This window comes from Nocardioides zhouii (genome assembly GCF_004137345.1).
GTDB classification, from domain to species: Bacteria; Actinomycetota; Actinomycetes; order Propionibacteriales; family Nocardioidaceae; genus Nocardioides; species Nocardioides zhouii.
Window position 1 is genome coordinate 153,472 of record NZ_SDWV01000007.1, and the last position, 16,937, is coordinate 170,408.

The 16,937-nt window shown below is 72.4% G+C and carries 15 protein-coding genes; 6 read left to right on the top strand and 9 right to left on the bottom strand.

The features are described from left to right. Window positions 1-31: 31 nt before the first annotated feature. The 8 genes from EUA94_RS09120 to EUA94_RS09155 all read right to left on the bottom strand — a co-directional run bounded on the left by EUA94_RS09120 (window position 32) and on the right by EUA94_RS09155 (window position 9,367). A complete protein-coding gene (locus EUA94_RS09120) occupies window positions 32-805 on the bottom strand; it encodes a DUF1295 domain-containing protein (protein WP_242494760.1) in 774 nt (257 codons plus the stop codon). Continuing rightward, window positions 802-2,169 (bottom strand): SAM-dependent methyltransferase, encoded by a 1,368-nt coding sequence (locus tag EUA94_RS09125; protein ID WP_207210474.1) that lies wholly within the window; start codon window positions 2,167-2,169, stop codon window positions 802-804. Before EUA94_RS09125 ends, EUA94_RS09120 begins: the two co-directional genes overlap by 4 nt. Continuing rightward, entirely contained in the window at window positions 2,166-3,545 is a 1,380-nt protein-coding gene (locus EUA94_RS09130) for an SAM-dependent methyltransferase (RefSeq protein WP_129426554.1), read from the bottom strand. Before EUA94_RS09130 ends, EUA94_RS09125 begins: the two co-directional genes overlap by 4 nt. Further along, window positions 3,542-5,539: an FAD-dependent oxidoreductase gene (locus tag EUA94_RS09135; RefSeq protein ID WP_129426555.1), complete on the bottom strand. Its 1,998-nt coding sequence runs from the start codon at window positions 5,537-5,539 to the stop codon at window positions 3,542-3,544. The genes EUA94_RS09130 and EUA94_RS09135 overlap by 4 nt, the downstream gene beginning before the upstream one ends. Further along, window positions 5,536-6,267, bottom strand: a complete 732-nt coding sequence (locus EUA94_RS09140) for an anti-sigma factor (protein ID WP_129426556.1) — start codon at window positions 6,265-6,267, stop codon at window positions 5,536-5,538. The genes EUA94_RS09135 and EUA94_RS09140 overlap by 4 nt, the downstream gene beginning before the upstream one ends. Then, complete coding sequence (gene sigK / locus EUA94_RS09145) at window positions 6,264-6,905, bottom strand: ECF RNA polymerase sigma factor SigK (protein ID WP_129426557.1); 642 nt, start codon at window positions 6,903-6,905, stop codon at window positions 6,264-6,266. The genes EUA94_RS09140 and sigK overlap by 4 nt, the downstream gene beginning before the upstream one ends. Before the next feature lie 35 nt (window positions 6,906-6,940). Further along, complete coding sequence (locus EUA94_RS09150) at window positions 6,941-7,594, bottom strand: fasciclin domain-containing protein (RefSeq protein WP_129426558.1); 654 nt, start codon at window positions 7,592-7,594, stop codon at window positions 6,941-6,943. Window positions 7,595-7,825: 231 nt separating this feature from the next. Continuing rightward, window positions 7,826-9,367, bottom strand: coding sequence for a molybdopterin-dependent oxidoreductase (locus EUA94_RS09155; RefSeq protein ID WP_129426559.1), 1,542 nt, complete (start codon window positions 9,365-9,367; stop codon window positions 7,826-7,828). A 182-nt stretch (window positions 9,368-9,549) separates the two neighbouring features. On the opposite strand from EUA94_RS09155, the gene EUA94_RS09160 reads away from it, so the two are divergent. The 5 genes from EUA94_RS09160 (at window position 9,550) to EUA94_RS09180 (ending at window position 14,810) form a co-directional block, all read left to right on the top strand. Continuing rightward, a complete protein-coding gene (locus EUA94_RS09160; RefSeq protein WP_129426560.1) occupies window positions 9,550-10,320 on the top strand; it encodes an enoyl-CoA hydratase-related protein in 771 nt (256 codons plus the stop codon). 67 nt (window positions 10,321-10,387) lie between these two features. Next, entirely contained in the window at window positions 10,388-11,080 is a 693-nt protein-coding gene (locus EUA94_RS09165) for an SDR family NAD(P)-dependent oxidoreductase (protein ID WP_165356845.1), read from the top strand. A 10-nt stretch (window positions 11,081-11,090) separates the two neighbouring features. Further along, on the top strand, window positions 11,091-11,519 hold the full coding sequence (locus EUA94_RS09170) for a hypothetical protein (RefSeq protein WP_129426561.1): 429 nt from the start codon (window positions 11,091-11,093) through the stop codon (window positions 11,517-11,519). A 119-nt stretch (window positions 11,520-11,638) separates the two neighbouring features. Then, entirely contained in the window at window positions 11,639-13,831 is a 2,193-nt protein-coding gene (locus tag EUA94_RS09175; protein WP_129426562.1) for a HelD family protein, read from the top strand. Window positions 13,832-13,913: 82 nt separating this feature from the next. Then, on the top strand, window positions 13,914-14,810 hold the full coding sequence (locus tag EUA94_RS09180) for a hypothetical protein (RefSeq protein ID WP_129426563.1): 897 nt from the start codon (window positions 13,914-13,916) through the stop codon (window positions 14,808-14,810). A 13-nt stretch (window positions 14,811-14,823) separates the two neighbouring features. Here EUA94_RS09180 and EUA94_RS09185 read toward each other — a convergent pair whose 3' ends face one another. Further along, window positions 14,824-15,753, bottom strand: a complete 930-nt coding sequence (locus EUA94_RS09185) for a DMT family transporter (protein WP_129426564.1) — start codon at window positions 15,751-15,753, stop codon at window positions 14,824-14,826. 70 nt (window positions 15,754-15,823) lie between these two features. Between EUA94_RS09185 and EUA94_RS09190 the strand changes: the two genes are divergently transcribed. Continuing rightward, window positions 15,824-16,903 carry an NAD-dependent epimerase/dehydratase family protein gene (locus tag EUA94_RS09190; RefSeq protein WP_129426565.1) on the top strand — a complete coding sequence of 360 codons (1,080 nt, stop codon included), beginning with the start codon at window positions 15,824-15,826 and terminating at the stop codon, window positions 16,901-16,903. Window positions 16,904-16,937: the final 34 nt, after the last annotated feature.

Genomic DNA, 16,937 nt, shown 5'->3' on the forward strand with positions numbered 1-16,937 from the left:
TCACAGCCCGGATCTGTGGTGTGTTGCGCCGTCAGCGCCGCGGCGGGCGCGGGACGAACAGCGGGACGCGGGCGGCGTACGCGTCCCAGCCGGGTCGCTGCGACATGGTCTTCTCGAGCAGCTTGGCGCCGGTCACGTTGCGGATGAAGTACGTCATGGCGACGGGCGCGAACACGGTCGCGAGCCCCGGCAGCCAGCCGAGCGAGAGCGCCCCGGCGAGCCAGAGGCCCCACCAGACGCAGGCGTCGCCGAAGTAGTTGGGGTGCCTCGTCCAGCCCCACAGGCCGGTGTCGAGCACGGGCGGGCGCTGGTCGCGGGGACGCGAGCGGTACGCCGCGAGCTGGGCGTCGCCAACGACCTCGAAGAAGATGCCGAGCGCCCACACCGCCACCCCGACCCACACGAGCGGCCACCAGCGGACGTCGTACGCCGCCGCGACGATGAGCGGGAACGAGATGATCCAGGCGACGAGGGCCTGCGTCCCGAAGACCCGCAGCAGCACCTTCGCGGCGCCGGCGTGCCAGCCGGGCCCGCCGAGCATGGCCTCGTAGCGCGGGTCCTCGCCATGGCCCTTCGAGCGCTTCGCGATGTGCCAGGCCAGCCGGCCGCCCCAAAAGGTGACGAGCGCGGCGAGCAACCACGAGTGCCGGTCGGGCCACACGAGCGCCAGGACGAGCGCGATGGCGACGAAGACCGAGCCCCACGCCACGTCGACGACCGCGACCCGGTCGACCTTCTTGCTGACGGCGGCGGTGACCCCCATGACGACGAGGGCCGCCAGGAGGGCGACCAGCGCCTGGGTCACCACGACCGTACGGCCGGAAGGGTGTGCGGAGCGCCGGGGCGGACGGCGAGGATCTGGTCGACGCCCATCCGGCCGTCGCGGAAGGCGAGGGCGCCGCCGACGAGGTAGAGGCGCCACACGCGGACGACCTCCTCGCCGACGAGCTCGCGCAGTCGCGGGAGGTTGGCCTCGAACCGGTCGATCCACCCCGCGACGGTCAGCACGTAGTGCTCGCGCATCCCGTGCACGTCGCGGACCTCGAGGCCGCCGGCCTCGATGAGGCCGACCGTCTCGCCGACCGGTCGCATGGTCATGTCGGGGGCGATGAACGACTCGATGAAGGGCCCACCGCCCGGGTGCTTGCCGCCGCCCGTGCCCTGGCGCGACATCTGCTGCACCAGCACCCGGCCGCCGGGCCGCACCGCGCGGCGCAGCACCTCGACGTAGGTCGGGTAGTTGGTGGCGCCGACGTGCTCGCCCATCTCGAGGGAGCCGACGGCGTCGTAGTGGTCGCGTTCGGGGACCTCGCGGTAGTCCTGGAGCCGGATCTCGACCCGGTCCTGCAGGCCGCGCTCGGCGATCCGGGCGTCGATGAACTTCTTCTGCTCCGCCGCGATCGTTACCCCGGTGACCTGCGCGCCGAAGTACTGCGCGGCGTGCAGCGAGAGCGAGCCCCAGCCGCAGCCGACGTCCAGCATCCGCAAGCGACGACCGCCGCTCGCTCCACGCTGGACGTCACCGTCCAGGCTCCCCGGAACGCCCTCGGTGAGCCCGAGCTTGGTGCAGACGAGGTCGAGCTTGGCGCGCTGCGCCTCCTCGAGCGGGGTGTCCGGGGTCGCGTGGTAGCCGCAGCTGTAGGCCATCTGCGGCTCGAGGATGAGGGAGTAGAACTCGTTGGAGAGGTCGTAGTGGTGGCTGATCGACGACCGGTCGCGGGCCAGGCTGTGCAGCCGGCCCTTGATGCGTGCCTGCGACGACGGGGCAGCAGGAGGACGGCCCAGGGCGCCGAGATCGGCGGCGGTGCGGATCGCGTCGACCATGGCGCGCGGCGAGAGGCGTACGCCGGACAGGCCGCGCTCGGCGCCGACGGCGAAGGCGTGGGTGAGCGTGGACTCGAGGTCCCAGCCGTCCTGCGCGGGCACGTCGAGCTCGCCGGTGACGTAGGCCTGGGCGGCGCCGAGCTCGCCCGGGTGCCACAGCAGGCGCCGCAGGGCGTCGGGGGAGCGCAGCACGACCAGGGGCGCGTCCACGGGTCCGGCGACGGAGCCGTCCCACGCCTCCAGCCGGACCGGCAGGTCGCCGCCGATGAAGGGGCGTACGGCCTCGGCGAGCCGGTCCGCGACCCCGGCCGTGGTGATGGTCGGGCGGGGTGCGGTCTGGGTCACTGGTGCTCCCTCGTGAAGGTCAGCTGCGAGACGTTGATGTAGCCACTGGCGAACCCAGCCTGCGAGTAGGCGAGGTAGAAGTGCCACACCCGCATGAACAGGTCGTCGAAGCCGAGCGCCACTACGGCGTCGCGCTGCGACAGGAACCGGCGGTCCCACCGGCGCAGCGTCGCGGCGTAGTGGCTGCCCATCTCGAGCTGGCCGGTCAGCCGCAGGCCGGTCTCGTCGCGGGTGATCTGGTCGATCACCTCGACGCTGGGCAGGAAGCCGCCGGGGAAGATGTACTTGTTGATCCAGGTCTGGCCGTCGCGGGTGGCGAGCATCCGGTCGTGGGGCATCGTGATCGCCTGGATGGCGACCCGGCCGCCGGGGGCGAGGACCAGGTCGATCGTCTGGAAGTAGGTGCCCCAGAACTCGTGGCCGACCGCCTCGATCATCTCGACGGACAACACCGCGTCATACGTCGCACCGGTGGTCGCGAGCGCGCGGTAGTCCATCAGCTCGACGGTCACGCGGTCGGCGAAGCCGGCCGCGGCGATCCGCTCCTCGGCGAGCTCGAGCTGCTCGACCGACAGGGTGATCGAGTGCACAGTCGCGCCGCGGCGAGCGGCCCGGATCGCGAGCTCGCCCCAGCCGGTGCCGATCTCGAGCACGCGCGTGCCGTCGGTGACGCCGGCCTCGTCGAGCAGCCGCTCTATCTTGCGGCCCTGCGCCTCGGCGAAGTCGGGGCTGTGGACGACCGGGTCGGCACTGTCCCCCCTCCCTGAACCGGGCTCCGGTGGAGTGGCCACCAGGTGGTCACCGACGGAGCCGGGTCCCTTCCCGGCCGACGAGAGGGAGGTGTCGAACAACGCGGACGAATAGCTGAGCGTCTCGTCGAGGAACAGGTCGAAGAGGTCGTTGGACAGGTCGTAGTGGTGCGAGATGTTGGCCTGGCTGTTGGCCTCGGTGCTGCGCTGGTGGCCGGGCAGCCGCGGCGTCACGAAGGCGCGCAGCTTCTGCAACGGCTCCGGGATCAGCGTGGCGATCCGGGCAGCCGGGACGGTGAGGAAGCCGGCCAGGTCCTCGGCGTCCCACGCGCCGGTCAGGTAGGCCTCGCCGAAGCCGATCAGGCCGTCGCGGCCCAGGCGTGCGTAGAACTCGTCGGGACGGTGCAGGCGCATGACCGGCCCGCCCTGGCCGAGCCGGCGACCCGTGGGCTCCTCGACGACCGTCACCGCGAGGCGGCCGACCGCGGAGCGGAAGAGGCGTCGCGCGACGGCGGAGGAGATGGCGGTGCGGGGACCGCGGGCGATCTGCTCGAGCGGGGGGACGCCCTGGCTCGGGTTCGGGTCGGCGCGGTGGGTCGGCTGGGGCTGGTTCTTCTCGAGGGTCATCGGACGCCCTCCTGACGGTGAGTGGGACGGGGACGGATCGGCAGTCGGCGCGCCCAGAGCCAGATGCCGTGGGCACGGATCAGTGCGCTGCCGCGCAGCGCGGCGCCGAGGGTCTTGCGGACGGGGAGGTCGCTGCGGGCGCCGGTGAGGCTGGCGCTGAAGGGGGACGACACGCCCTGCTCGTGCCCCCGGAGCGTCACGGCTATGTGCAGCCGGTCGGTCGGGATCGGCACGGCGACGTCGTACGTGCCGTCGACGCCGTGGAACGGCGAGACGTACATCGCCTTCTCGGTCTGGGCGCGGCCCTGCTCGTCTGGGTGCACGAGGTAGGCGTGGCGGTCGCCGTAGGTGTTGTGCACCTCGACGACGACGCCGGCCTGCTCGGCCTGGTCGTCGAAGCACCAGAAGACGCTGATCGGGTTGAAGCTGTGGCCCATCGACCGCGGGTTGGTGGCCATCAGGATCGTCCCGGGCCGCTCTCCGTCACCGAGGGTGACGTCGTGGGCGGCCAGGAACGCCTCGACGTTGGCGCGCAGCGTGCGGTCCGGCGAGCCGAGGTGGTCACGCGCCTCGAACCGGGCGAGCAGGCCGTGGTCGGGCAGGGCGTCGAGGTCGACGAGCCAGAAGGTCGAGGAGTGCTCGAACGACCGCTTGATGGGCGTACGTCGGGTGTGGCGGATCGTCGTCGCGAAGCGGCCGGGCTGCGGCAGGACCCGCGCGGTGTGGGTCCACGGCAGGCCGAGGTGCGTGGCGGCCGCCAGCCCGGAGCGTGCGCCGTCCTCGTGGAAGCCCCAGCCGTGGTAGGCGCCGGCGAAGGCGATGCGCTCGGTGTTGATCTCCGGCAGGCGTCGCGAGGCCGCCACCGACTCGGGGGTGTAGAGCGGGTGCTCGTACTCCATCCGGTCGATCACCGTGGCCGGGTCGACCAGGTCCTCGCCGCCGAGGGTGACGAGGTAGTGGGTGTCGGTGGGGAGCCGCTGCAGGCGGGTGAGGTCGTAGGTGACCGTCACCGCACCGGTCTCGTCGGCCGGGCGGAAGAAGTTCCAGGACGCGCGGGCATCGACCGCGTCGGGCAGCAGCGAGGCGTCGGTGTGGAGGAGGGCCGGGTTGCTGCTGTAGGGCATCGCCGACAGGAGCTCGCGCTGGAGGTCGGTGGGTGCCTCGAGCATGCCGAGCGCCTGGGCGGGGTGCGTGGCGATCACGACGGCGTCGAAGGTCGTCGTGGCGCCGCTGCCGTCGGTGATCTCGACTCCGCCGGGCACCTCGCGGACCGAGGTCACCTTCGTCTCGAGGCGTACGTCGTCGAGCTGGGCGCCGACGGCGGCGACGTACGTGCCGGACCCGCCGGTCACGGTGCGCCACTCGGGCGAGCCGAAGACGCCGAGCATGCCGTGGTGCTCGAGGAAGGTGAAGAGGTAGCGCGCGGGGTAGTCGAGGGAGGTCGCCGGGTCGCAGGACCAGACGGCCGCCACCAGCGGCTCCATGAAGTGCCGGACGAACCCGGGGGTGAAGCCGCCCTCGTCGAGGAACTCCCGCAGGGTCTGGTCGGAGTCGGCGGACTCGTCGGTCGCGAGCACGGCACGCGCCCGGCGGTGGAACCGTGGGATCTCGAGCAGCATCCTCCAGTGGGACCGCGAGCGCAGCGACGAGCGCTGCGCGAACAGGCCACGCGCGCCGAGCGCACCGGCGTACTCCACCCCGGTGCCGGCGTCGCTGACGGACAGCGACATCTCGGACGGCTGGGTCTCGATGCCGAGCTCGGCGAAGAGCCGCAGCAGGGTCGGGTAGGTGCGGCGGTTGTGCACGATGAAGCCGGTGTCGATCGCCAGCTCGCCCTCGGGGGTCGCCACGCGGTGGGTGTCGGCGTGGCCGCCGAGCCGGGCGTCGGCCTCGAAGAGCGTGACGTGCGCAGTGCGGGAGGCGACGTGGGCAGCCGTCAGCCCGGCGACACCGGAGCCGACGATGGCGACCCGGCGCTGGTGCGCGGTGGTCATGTCGTCTCAGTGAGGTCGAACAGGGCGATGGGCTCGGTGGTGGGCTTGTCGGAGCCACCCTCGGGCTCGACGGTGATGCCGACGGCGGCGGCCTCGGCGGCAGATCCGTCGAGGACGACCGTCTGGTCGGCCTCGTTGGGCATCAGCCCGGCCGAGGTGAACTCGTCATCGGTGATGAACCACAGCTCGAAGGCCTTGCCGTCGGGGGCGGAGGCCATGCCCTCTGTGCGGATGACCGCGCGGTCCTCCGACTTCGAACGCACGACCGTGGCCTGGCCGGCATCGCCGAGGTCGACGAAGACCTCTTCGGCGTCGGGGGCCTGCAGGACCTGCTCGGCCGCGGTCAGTCGGGGCACCTCAGTGGACCAGGGGCTCCACGCGGAGACACCCACGCCGGCGACCACGATCAGGGCCGCGGCGACCAGAAACGTCGTCCAGACGGGACGCCTCCTGTGGGCGCGGGTCGACGAGATGTTGGTGGGGGCCGCGACGGTGACCTCGGGAGGCAGCGGTCGGACCTGGGAGATGCCGGCCAGCACGGAGGCGCGCAGCGAGGCAGGAGGCGTGGCCGAGACGGAGTCGGTGAGCAGGGATGCGGTCTCCCGCAGCTCGGCCACCTCGGCCCGGCAGTCCTCGCAACCTGCGAGGTGCTGCTCGAAGCGGGCGCGTTCGATGTCGTCGAGGGCGTCGACGGCATAAGCGCCAGTGAGCTTGTGCAGATCGCTCATGTCGCAACTCCCATCAGGTCTCGCAGGCGGATCAGTCCGTCGCGGATGCGTGTCTTGGCTGTGCCCAACGGAACGTCGAGCAGGACGGCTACTTCTGTGTGGGTGTAGCCGCCGAAGTAGGTGAGCTCCACTGCCCGACGCTGGACGTCGGTCAGGGTGGCGACCGCGTTGCGGACGCGGGTGGCGTCGAGCGCGGCGTGTGCCGACTCGGCGGTCTGGTCGTGGTCGACCGGTGCGGTCTCGCGGTTCCAGGTCTCGTCTCGGGCGGTGGCCGCCTCGACCGAACGGATCCGGTCGACGGCCTTGCGGTGGACGATGGTGAGGAGCCAGCCGGCTGCGCTGCCTCGCTGGGAGTCGAATCTGGCACTGGATCGCCAGGCGTCGAGGTAGGCCTCCTGGGTGACCTCCTCGGCATGCGCCGGGTTGCGTACGACCCGCAGAGCCAGGCCGTAGGCCCGGGCCGAGGTCGCGTCGTAGAACTGGGCGAAGGCGGCCTGGTCGCCCTGCGCCGCCTGGCCGAGGAGCTCGGCCAGGCGACGCGGGTCGCCCGGGGACGGGGCGCCGCCAATCGGGGCACTGTCGCCCCCAGACGGGGCGCCCTTGGGCGCCCCGTCCGGAACGGGCCTTACGTGGTTCACGTCAGCATCCTTGCGCAGTCATCGTCGGTTGACGATCACATCTCCGGCATCAGGACCTGGTCGACGACGTACACGGTGGCGTTGGCGGTCTGCACGTTGCCGCAGACGACGGTGGCGTCACCGATGGTGAAGTTCTCACCCTCGCCCTCGACGGTCAGCATGTCGCCGGCCAGCGTCTCGTGGTCGCCCGCGACGTCCTCGGGGCTGAGGCGCTCCCCGATCACGTGGTGGGTCAGGACCGTGGTGAGGGCCTTCTTGTCCTTCAGGAGGGCGTTGAGGTCCTTCTTCGGAATGGCGGCGAACGCGTCGTCGGTGGGCGCGAAGACCGTCAGGTTCTCGGCCGAGTTGAGCGTGTCGACGAGACCGGCGGCGGTCACGGCGGCAACCAGCGTCTTGAGGAGCGGGTTGTTCGACGCGGCGGTGGCGACCGGGTCGTCGGCCATGCCCTCGACGGAGCCCTCACCGGAGGTGGGGACGCCCGCGCAGCCGGGGCCGAACGGACCGTCGGCCATGGGCTCCTCGGACTCGGTCGGCGTCTCGGAAGGCGTCTCCGAGGGGGTGGCCGAGCTGGTGGTGTCGTCGGCCGCGGTGTCGGAACCCTCGTCGCTGCCACAGGCAGCCAGGCTCATCGACGCGGTCAGCGCGAGGGCGGCGAGGCCCAGGGTGCGGGTGCGGAGCTTGGTGTTCATGGCACTGCCTTTCGGTTGATTCAGATGTTCGGTGGGGGCCGGGAGGCCCGCTGTCGGGAGGTGTTCGGTGCGGGTCGTGCGGTGGATGGGTGCCGGATCGAGAAAGTCGGGGAATTTCGAGGGAGAAATGTCGCCGGGGCAGAAATGTCCTCGAGCGGTGAGTGGCGCAGGTTCCGGAGGCAACAGAACCTGCGCCACACCGCTCGAGGAGTTGGCTGGGCTGGTGTGGCGTCAGCCGACGGAGACCGAGATCTCCTGGAGGCCGCTGGAGCCCTCCGGGAACGGTCGCGCGCGTACGTCGGTCTGGACGTCGCCGTCCTTGTTGGTCGCGCGGCAGGCGATGAAGTGCTGGCCGGGCTTCGCGTCCCACTCGAGGTACCACTGGCGCCAGTAGTCGTCAGTCACCTGCGGCCCGAGCGTGGCGGGCTGCCACGCCTCGCCGTCGATGCGGACCTCGACCTTGTCGATGCCCACGTGCTGGGCCCAGGCGATGCCGCCGACGATGACCGTCCCGGTCTTGCTGGTGGAGAGCGGCTTGGGGGTGTCGATCCGGCTCGAGAGCTTGATCGGGGCGTCGATCGCCCAGTCCCGCTCGGTCCAGTAGGCCTGCTCGGCGTCGTACGTGGTCAGGGTCATCTTCGTGATCCACTTGCAGGCGCTGACGAAGCCGTAGAGCCCGGGCACGACCATGCGTGCCGGGAAGCCGTGCTCGCGGGGCAGCGCCTCGCCGTTCATGCCGATGGCGATGATCGCGTCGCGGCCGTCGAGCGCCACGTCGAGCGGGGTCGAGATGGTCATGCCGTCGACGTCGGTCGACAGGATCTGGTCGGCCTTGGTGGCGTCGATGCCGGCCTTGGCCAGGACGTCCTTGAGGGGTACGCCGAGCCAGCGGGCGCTGCCGATGTAGGGACCGCCCACCTCGTTGGAGACGCAGGTGAGCGTGATGTCGCGCTCGACCGTGTTCATCGCGGCGAGCTCGTCGAAGGTGAGCGTGATCTCCTGCTCGACGTCGCCGTCGATGGTCAGCGTCCACGAGTCGACGTCGACGGCCGGGACCGTCAGGCGGGTGTCCACGCGGTAGAAGTCGGCGTTCGGGGTGCGCAGCGGGCTGATGCCGCTGTACTTGCCTTCCAACCCCTGGGGGAAGGAAGGCGCGGGGTCGGTGGCAACCGGCAGCGCGATGTCGGTCCCGCCGAGGCGGTACGACGTCACCCACCGACCGAGCGCCCCCATGGCCACTGCGGCCGCGGCGAGGCCGCCGGTTGCCAGCACGACCCCGCGCCGGCTCGGACCGTCGACCCCACTCGACGACCGATCGGGACCCTGGTCCGAGACCCGGTGCAGCCACCACAACGAGGTGGCGGCGACGACTGCGGTGACCAGGGCAGGAACGATGTCCAGCGGCCCGGAACCCGGGCGCAGGACCGCGAGCACGCCGGCGACGCCGGCGAGGCCCACGAGGATGAGCAGGCCCACCGTCTCGCGACGGTCGGCGACGACCCCGGCGATGGCGGCGAGCAGCAGGACAACCACGATCACCGAGCCGACGAGGATGACCTTGTCGGCACTGCCGAACTGCCGGATCGCCCACTCCTTGAGCGGGGTCGGCGTCAGGTCGATGACGGTGGAGCCGACCGCAAGAACGGGTGAGGCGGCGGGCACGGTCAGGGCGGCGACCAGGTGGCCGGCTGCGAGGCCGACGACCGTCGCGAGCACGCCGTAGGCTGCATGGAGCAGCGTGCGGCGGCGCGGGTTCGGGGCGGTTGTCTGCATGGCCGGTGTTCGGAGCGGGCGGGCCGGCGGATGGGGTCTCGGCTCGGGGTAGTCCAGTGAGAACTGGCTGTCGATCGGCCCCCTGGGCAGCCATCCCTCACTGGACTACCCGGAACCAACAGCCATCCGTCACTGGACTATCCCCGGCGAGGGAGATGGCACGGTGCGGCAGGATGGCCGACATGATCGATGCGGCCACTGACCCGTCCCCCGAGCTGGTCCACTACGCCGTCGACGGTGCCGTCGCGACGATCACCCTCGACAACCCCGCGAACCGCAACGCGCTCAGCCGCCGGCTGGTGACCGAACTGTTCGCGCGCCTCGAGCGGGCCGGTGCCGACGACGACGTACGCGTGGTGCTGGTCGAGAGCAGCGGCAAGGTCTTCTGCTCGGGCGCGGACCTGTCCGAGGCGACGACGGAGGGCATGGAGGTCGGTGCGCGACGGATCGTCGACCTCCAGCGGCTGATCGCGACCCTCGACAAGCCGGTCGTCACCAAGAACCTCGGCGCCGTCCGGGCCGGTGGCATCGGCATCGTCGCCGCGGCCGACATCGCGATCAGCGCCGACGACGCGACCTTCGCGCTCACCGAGGTCAAGCTCGGGCTGGCCGCCGCGATCATCAGCCTCACCGTCCACCACCGGATGAACCCCCGGGCGGCCGCCCTCACCACCCTCGGCGGCGAGGTGTTCACCGGCGCGGAGGCGGCGGCGTACGGCCTCGTGACGAAGGCGGTGCCGGCCGATCGCCTCGACGAGGAGGTGGCCGCGACCTGCGCGAGCCTGGCCACCGGTGCGGCGCAGGGGCTGCGCGAGTCCAAGCGGATCCTCAACCGCGACCTCGTGGCCGGCATCGACGCCCTCGGCGACGAGATGGCGACCACCAGCGCCCGCCTCTTCGCCAGCGACGAGGCGCGCGAGGCGATGACCGCCTTCCTCAGCCGCAAGAAGTAGCGCTCCGACTGCATCCGCAGGGGCTCCCGCGCCGGAGAGACAGTCGAGCACCGACGAAGGAGACCCGATGGCACCGTCCACCACTGGCCGCGAGCTGTCCGGCGCCCGGATCGCGGTGGTCGGGGCCAGTGGTGCCCTCGGCTCGCTCGTCGCCGCCGAGCTCGAGCGTCGTGGCGCCCGGCTGCTCGTGGTCGGCCGCGACGCCGACCGGCTGACCGCACTCGGGACCGGCGTCCCGGTGGTGGCCGACCTCGGCGACGCGGGCGCCGGTGACGCGGTCGTCGCCGCGGCGCGCGAGCACCTCGGTGGTCTCGACGGACTGGTCAACGCTGCCGGCGTCGTGGCCTTCGGCGCCCTCGTCGACACCCCGGACGAGGTGGTCGAGGAGCTGTTCCTCACCAACGTCGTCGGTCCGCTCTTCCTGCTGCGCCGGGTCGTGCCGCTGCTCGAGGAGTCGCGGGGCTTCGTGCTGCAGATCAGTGCCGTGGTCGCCGATCGCCCGATGCCGCGGATGGCGGCGTACTCCGCCAGCAAGGCGGCCCAGAGCGCGGTCGCGACGGCGCTCCGCACCGAGCTGCGCCGCAGCCGCGTGGACGTGTACGACGTACGCCCGCCGCACACCGAGACGGGTCTGGCCACCAGACCGCTGTCCGGCGAGGCGCCCGGCCTGCCGCCGGGGAAGGACCCCGCCGACGTCGCCCGACGCATCGTCGACGCGCTGGCCGCGGGCGAGCAGGACCTGCCTGCCGAGGCCTTCTGATGAGGCGCCGGTGAGCCTGGCCGATCCTGCGCCGTGGTTGCTCCTGGTCGCCGGTGCGCACCTGGGCTTCCAGCTGACCGTCGACCTGGTCGTCTATCCCGCCCTCGGCGACGTGACGCACGACCGGTGGGCCGTCGCCCACGAGCGCCACTCGCGCCGCGTGACGCCGGTCGTGGCCGCGATCTATCCACCGCTCGTGCTGCTGCTCGTCTGGAGCGCGGTCGAGCTGCCGACAGAGGTGGGCACGTGGGTCGCGGTGGCAGGCGGCCTGCTGGCCGTCGTCACCACGGCGGCCGTCGCCGCCCCGACCCACGGCCGGCTGTCGTCCGCCACGGCCGACGAGCGATCGGCCCTGCTGCGCCGGCTCGACCGGGCCGACCGGGTCCGCAGCCTCGGCGCGCTCGTCTGCGTGGTGGGAGCCCTGGTGCTCGTGGCGTGAACGGGCAGGCGACCGGCTCACGGATTGCCGGGAAGTCGGCGAGCGGGACCACTCGGCGGTAGGCTCCTCGGTCTGTCCTGAGCGTGGGCAGTGATTCATCGGGGGATGAGGAGCAGGACTTGAGCGAGGAGCTCGCGGCGGGTTCGATCGAGGACAGGGAGATCGCGACGGAGCAGGACTACGTCGACGAGGTCTACGTCCAGCTCGACGCGTCCACCCAGAACGCCAAGGCGCTGGCCGCCGAGGGGCACCAGCGCGGCAAGCTGGAGCACGAGGGCGGTCTCGTCGAGCGCGACGCGATGGTGTTCCAGGCCGCCAAGCGGATCGCCCAGCTCGACGCCGCGCACGAGGGCCTGGTCTTCGGCCGGCTCGACATCGACCCGTCGATCGACGTGCTCCCGCGCTACATCGGGCGCATCGGCGTCCGCAACGCCGAGCGCGACGTGCTGCTCATCGACTGGCGTGCCCCGGCCGCCGCGGTGTTCTACCAGGCGACCGCCGCGACCCCGCAGGGCGTCGTACGCCGCCGGGTGCTGCGCTCGCTGCACCGCACGGTCATCGGCGTCGAGGACGAGCTGCTCGACGACCAGGCCGAGACCGACCTGCCGATCATCGGCGAGGGCGCGCTGATGGCGCAGCTCTCCCGCGCCCGCGACCGCTCGATGCACTCGATCGTCGCCACCATCCAGGCCGAGCAGGACCAGGCGATCCGCGCGCCGGGCAAGGGCGTCGTGTCGATCTCCGGCGGCCCCGGCACCGGCAAAACCGTCGTCGCGCTGCACCGCGCGGCCTTCCTGCTCTTCTCCGACCGTCGTCGCTACGAGGGCGGCGGCGTGCTCGTCGTCGGCCCGAGCGGCGTCTTCATGCGCTACATCGAGCGGGTGCTCCCGAGCCTCGGCGAGACCGCCGTCGCCCTGCGCTCGCTCGGCGAGGTCGTCGGCGGCCTCCGCGCGACCCGGCACGACGAGCCCGCGGTCGCCGACATCAAGGGCGCCACGCGGATGTCCGAGCTGATGCGGCGTACGTCGCGCCAGCACGCGCCCGGTGCGCCCACCAGCTTCCGGATCTACTGGCGCGACGACGTCATCGTGCTCGACCCGGGCGTGCTCGGGCGCCTGCGTCGCCAGCTGATGTCGCAGGGCCGCCGCAACCGCCAGCTGCCGCGGGTCGCGCGCACGCTGCTCGACGCCATGTGGCGCCAGGTGCAGGGCGAGCGCGGTCGCGAGCGCGGCCGGGAGGCCTTCGACGACGACATGCTCGGCCACGCCGGCTTCGTCGAGTTCGCGTCGGCCTGGTGGCCGCCGCTCGACGCGAAGACGGTCTTCGGCTGGCTGCGCGACCCCGAGTTCCTGTCCCGGGTGGGCGAGGGCGTCGTGACCCGCGAGGAGCAGCTGCTGCTCGCCAAGTCGTGGGCCGCGGGCGACATCTCGATCGAGGACGTGCCGCTGCTCGACGAGCTGCGCTACGCCCTCGGCGACGTGCCGCAGCGCACCGACGACGAGCGTGACCTCGACGAGACCGGCCTCCTCGAGGGCGGCGTCGACCTGCAGGAGCTCACCACGATCTCCGAGCGCGAGTACGCCCCGGGCGGGCTGGCCTGGTCGGCCCCGACCCACCGCATCGAGGACGACGGCTACGCCCACGTCCTCATCGACGAGGCCCAGGACCTGACGCCGATGCAGTGGCGGATGGTCGGGCGTCGCGGCCGGGCCGCGAGCTGGACGATCGTCGGCGACCCGGCACAGTCCTCGTGGCCCGATGCCCCCGAGGCCGCCACGGCGCGCGCCGAGGCGCTGGAGGGCAAGGAGCTCGACGAGTTCCACCTCTCCACCAACTACCGCAACTCCGCCGAGATCTATGCCTTCGCCGCGGCCTACGCCGGCCGCGTGGGCCTCGACGCCGACCTGCCCGACGCCGTACGCCGTACGGGCGAGGAGCCGGCCGTGGTCGGCCCGGTCGACGACCTCGAGGCCGCCGTGCGCGAGGCCGTCGTGACGACCGCCGGCCGGGTGCAGGGCACCGTCGGCGTCGTGGTGCCGGTCGCCCGTCGCTCGGAGGTCAACGCCTGGCTGGCCTCGTGGCCCGAGCTCGCCGACGATGCCGCCGGCGCCCGCGCGGCGGTCGACTCCAGCGTCACGCCGAGCGGCGAGGACCGCGTCGTCGTGCTCACCGGGCTCGACACCAAGGGCCTCGAGTTCGACGGCATCGTCGTGGTCTCGCCGCAGGAGATCGAGGACGAGTCCGCCACCGGCCGCTCGACGCTCTACGTCGTGCTGACCCGCGCCACGCAGCTCCTGACGACCGTCGGCTGACCCGCTCCGGTCGGTTGTCGGTCCGGCCGCGTAGCATCCCCGGCTCGGGCTCGACGACCACCACGACCCTCGACGGAGGCTGATGTCCGCCCACGCCCGCCGCCGCACCGCCCGGTGCGCGACCGCCCTCGCCGGCACGGTCGTGCTGGTCGCGGCCGTGTGCGCAGGTCCCTTCGTCGCACCCGCCCACACCCCTCCCGGCGCCAAGGCCGCACCCGTCCCGGACGACCCGTCGCCCCCGGCGACGCCCGAGCCGACGCCGGCGCCCGCTCCGGAGTGGCAGACCGTCTTCATCGACCACTTCGACGGTCCGGCCGGCACCTGGCCCGACCAGTGGCACCACATGACCGGCTGGAACGCGGCCGCGCAGAACGGCCTGGGCCAGCTCGTCGTCGGTCATGTCGGCCAGATCCGCTCGACACCCGGATGGGCACTGCCCGTCGGTACGCAGGTGCGGGTCTCGGCCAGCCTGATCATGCCCAACACCGGCAGCAACTACGCCGCCCTCTGGGTCCAGCACCCCGATGCCGCCGAGCCCCGGGAGATCGACGTGATCGAGAGCTACGGCCCGCTCAAGTCCGCGGGCGCCCAGCTGGGCTCGCACGTTTGCTACGACGAGACGGTCGACAACGGCGTCAACGAGTGCGATGTCGCCGGCCTGCCCGCACAGCTGTGGCCGGTGACCGAGGCCTTCCCCGACGGCGCCAAACCGTGGGAGTCCTTCTGGGAGTACCACGCCGAGTTCACCGTCGGCGGCGAGAGCGTCCTGTTCGAGGCCCGGGACGGGTCGGGCAACCAGGCGTACGCGGTGACCTCGGACCCGGACCTCCGACGGGTCCCCGGCAACGCCGTCCCGTTCCACCTGAGGCTCTCCAACAAGGACGTCGAGCCCGGCAACGCCGTGCCCGGCGGTGACCGCTACAGCATGCTCGTGGACTGGGTCGCCGTGCAGGTGATGTACCCCACGGCAGCCGGTTAGGCCTGGATCCGGGCTAGGCCTCCGGCAGCACCGGCCCCGCCGCCGTGGACGGATGCCCCAGGCCGGCGACCGCGACGAGCACGAGCAGGATCCCGACGACCGCGACCGGCCCGAGCGCCTCGCCGAGCACGACGGCCGCGACGACCGCGGCGGTGACCGGCTCCACGAGACTGGCGGTGACGGCCGTGCTGGGCGCCACCACGCGCAGGCCGGAGTAGAGCAGGACGTAGGCGAGCGCCATCGTCAGCACGCCGAGGTAGGCCAGCCACGCGATCGCGACCGGGTCGCCCGGCAGGCGCGGCCCGTCGACGAGCGCGACGCACGGCAGCAGCACCGCGGCCCCGACGAGGGTCATCGCGCTGGTCAGCGCCAGTGGCGACGCACTCCGGCTCACCGAGCCGCCGGCCACCGTCGTGAGGGCGTACGTCGTCCCGGACGCGATCGCGAGCAGCACTCCGGCGACCGGGGCCGGGCCCGTCGACGACGCGTGCCCGGCGACGCTGACCAGGACGAGACCGACGAGCGCGGCGACCAGCACGCCCAGCCGGCCCGCGGCGGGCGCCTGACGGTGGCGTACGGACTCCGCGATCGTGAGCAGCACGGGCGCCAGGCCCAGGCTCACGACTGTCGAGACGGCGACGCCGACCTGGGTGACGGAAACGAAGTAGAACCCCTGGTAGGCCGCCGTGCCGACGCCGACCACGAGCACCTGGCGCGGGTGGCTGCGGACCAGCGCGACGAGCTCGCCGCCGCGGCGCAGTGCGAGGAGCGCGACCAGCAGGACGGCGGCCGCGACGGCCATCCGCCACGCGCTGATCGTGACCGGGGAGAGGTCCTCCTGCTCGCGGATCAGCTGGACGGCCAGGCCGCCGGTGCCCCACAGGACGCTGGCCAGGCCCACCTCGACGAGGCCGCGCACGTGCGACCTCGACCCCTGGCTCATGGCGGGAGTCTGTCAGCGGAGGGCGGGCGCGACATCCGCGTTTCGCTCCTCGACTCCTAGGCTGTGGCCCATGTCGACATCGCATCAGGCAGGAGGTCGCGTCCTCGTCACGGGCGGCGCCGGCTTCATCGGTACGACGCTCGCCCGCGAGCTCGCGGACTCCGCCGAGCAGTGGGTCGTGCTCGACAACCTGCACCCGCAGGTCCACCCCGGCTCGCAGCCGCCGGACGACCTGCCGGCCTCGGTCGACCTCCGCGTCGGCGACGTGACCAGCGCCGACGACCTCGACGCGGTCGTCGCCGACCTGCGCCCCGACACCGTGGTCCACCTCGCGGCCGAGACCGGCACCGCGCAGTCGCTGTCGGAGAGCACCCGCCACGGCATGGTCAACGTCGTCGGCACCACCCAGCTGCTCGACGCCCTCACCCGGGCCGGCCACGTGCCCGAACACTTCGTGCTGACCAGCTCGCGCGCCGTCTACGGCGAGGGTGTGTGGCGCAACGCCGACGGCTCCACCTTCCAGCCCGGCCTGCGTACGCACGCGCAGCTCGAGGCCGGGAAATGGGACCACGGCGACGGCGCGGCCCACGTGCCCAACACCGTCGCCGGCACCCACCCGAACCCGATCAACGTCTACGGCGCCACCAAGCTCGCCCAGGAGCAGATCCTCTCCGCGTGGACCGGCTCGCACGACACCCGGCTGTCGGTGCTGCGCCTGCAGAACGTGTACGGACCACGCCAGTCGCTCTCCAACCCCTACACCGGCATCGTGTCGCTCTTCTCGCGGCTGGCGCGCGAGGGGGAGTCGATCCCGCTCTACGAGGACGGCGACATCACCCGCGACTTCATCTACATCGACGACGTCGTGAGCGCCCTCGTCGCGGCGATTGCCCACCAGCCCGCCGATCACATGCGCACCGTCGACGTCGGCAGCGGCGTACGCACCACGATCGGGGACCTGGCCCGCGAGATCGCCCGCTACCACTCGGCGCCCGCGCCCCACGTCACCGGCCAGTACCGCGACGGCGACGTCCGGCACGCGTCCTGCACGGTCGAGACCACGCTGCGGCACCTCGACTGGCAGCCGCGGGTGAGCCTGCGCGACGGGGTCGCCGGGCTGCAGGAGTGGATCGCCACCCAGCTGGACTGAGGGGCCTCCGGGGGTTCGTCGTCCACGATCCGCC

Bases quoted from the DNA above. Each gene is read 5' to 3' on its own strand.
- EUA94_RS09130 (WP_129426554.1), bottom strand. From the start codon at position 3,545: ATGACCCTCGAGAAGAACCAGCCCCAGCCGACCCACCGCGCCGACCCG.
- EUA94_RS09135 (WP_129426555.1), bottom strand. From the start codon at position 5,539: ATGACCACCGCGCACCAGCGCCGGGTCGCCATCGTCGGCTCCGGTGTC.
- EUA94_RS09140 (WP_129426556.1), bottom strand. From the start codon at position 6,267: ATGAGCGATCTGCACAAGCTCACTGGCGCTTATGCCGTCGACGCCCTC.
- EUA94_RS09150 (WP_129426558.1), bottom strand. From the start codon at position 7,594: ATGAACACCAAGCTCCGCACCCGCACCCTGGGCCTCGCCGCCCTCGCG.
- EUA94_RS09155 (WP_129426559.1), bottom strand. From the start codon at position 9,367: ATGCAGACAACCGCCCCGAACCCGCGCCGCCGCACGCTGCTCCATGCA.
- EUA94_RS09160 (WP_129426560.1), top strand. From the start codon at position 9,550: ATGATCGATGCGGCCACTGACCCGTCCCCCGAGCTGGTCCACTACGCC.
- EUA94_RS09165 (WP_165356845.1), top strand. From the start codon at position 10,388: ATGGCACCGTCCACCACTGGCCGCGAGCTGTCCGGCGCCCGGATCGCG.
- EUA94_RS09180 (WP_129426563.1), top strand. From the start codon at position 13,914: ATGTCCGCCCACGCCCGCCGCCGCACCGCCCGGTGCGCGACCGCCCTC.
- EUA94_RS09185 (WP_129426564.1), bottom strand. From the start codon at position 15,753: ATGAGCCAGGGGTCGAGGTCGCACGTGCGCGGCCTCGTCGAGGTGGGC.
- EUA94_RS09190 (WP_129426565.1), top strand. From the start codon at position 15,824: ATGTCGACATCGCATCAGGCAGGAGGTCGCGTCCTCGTCACGGGCGGC.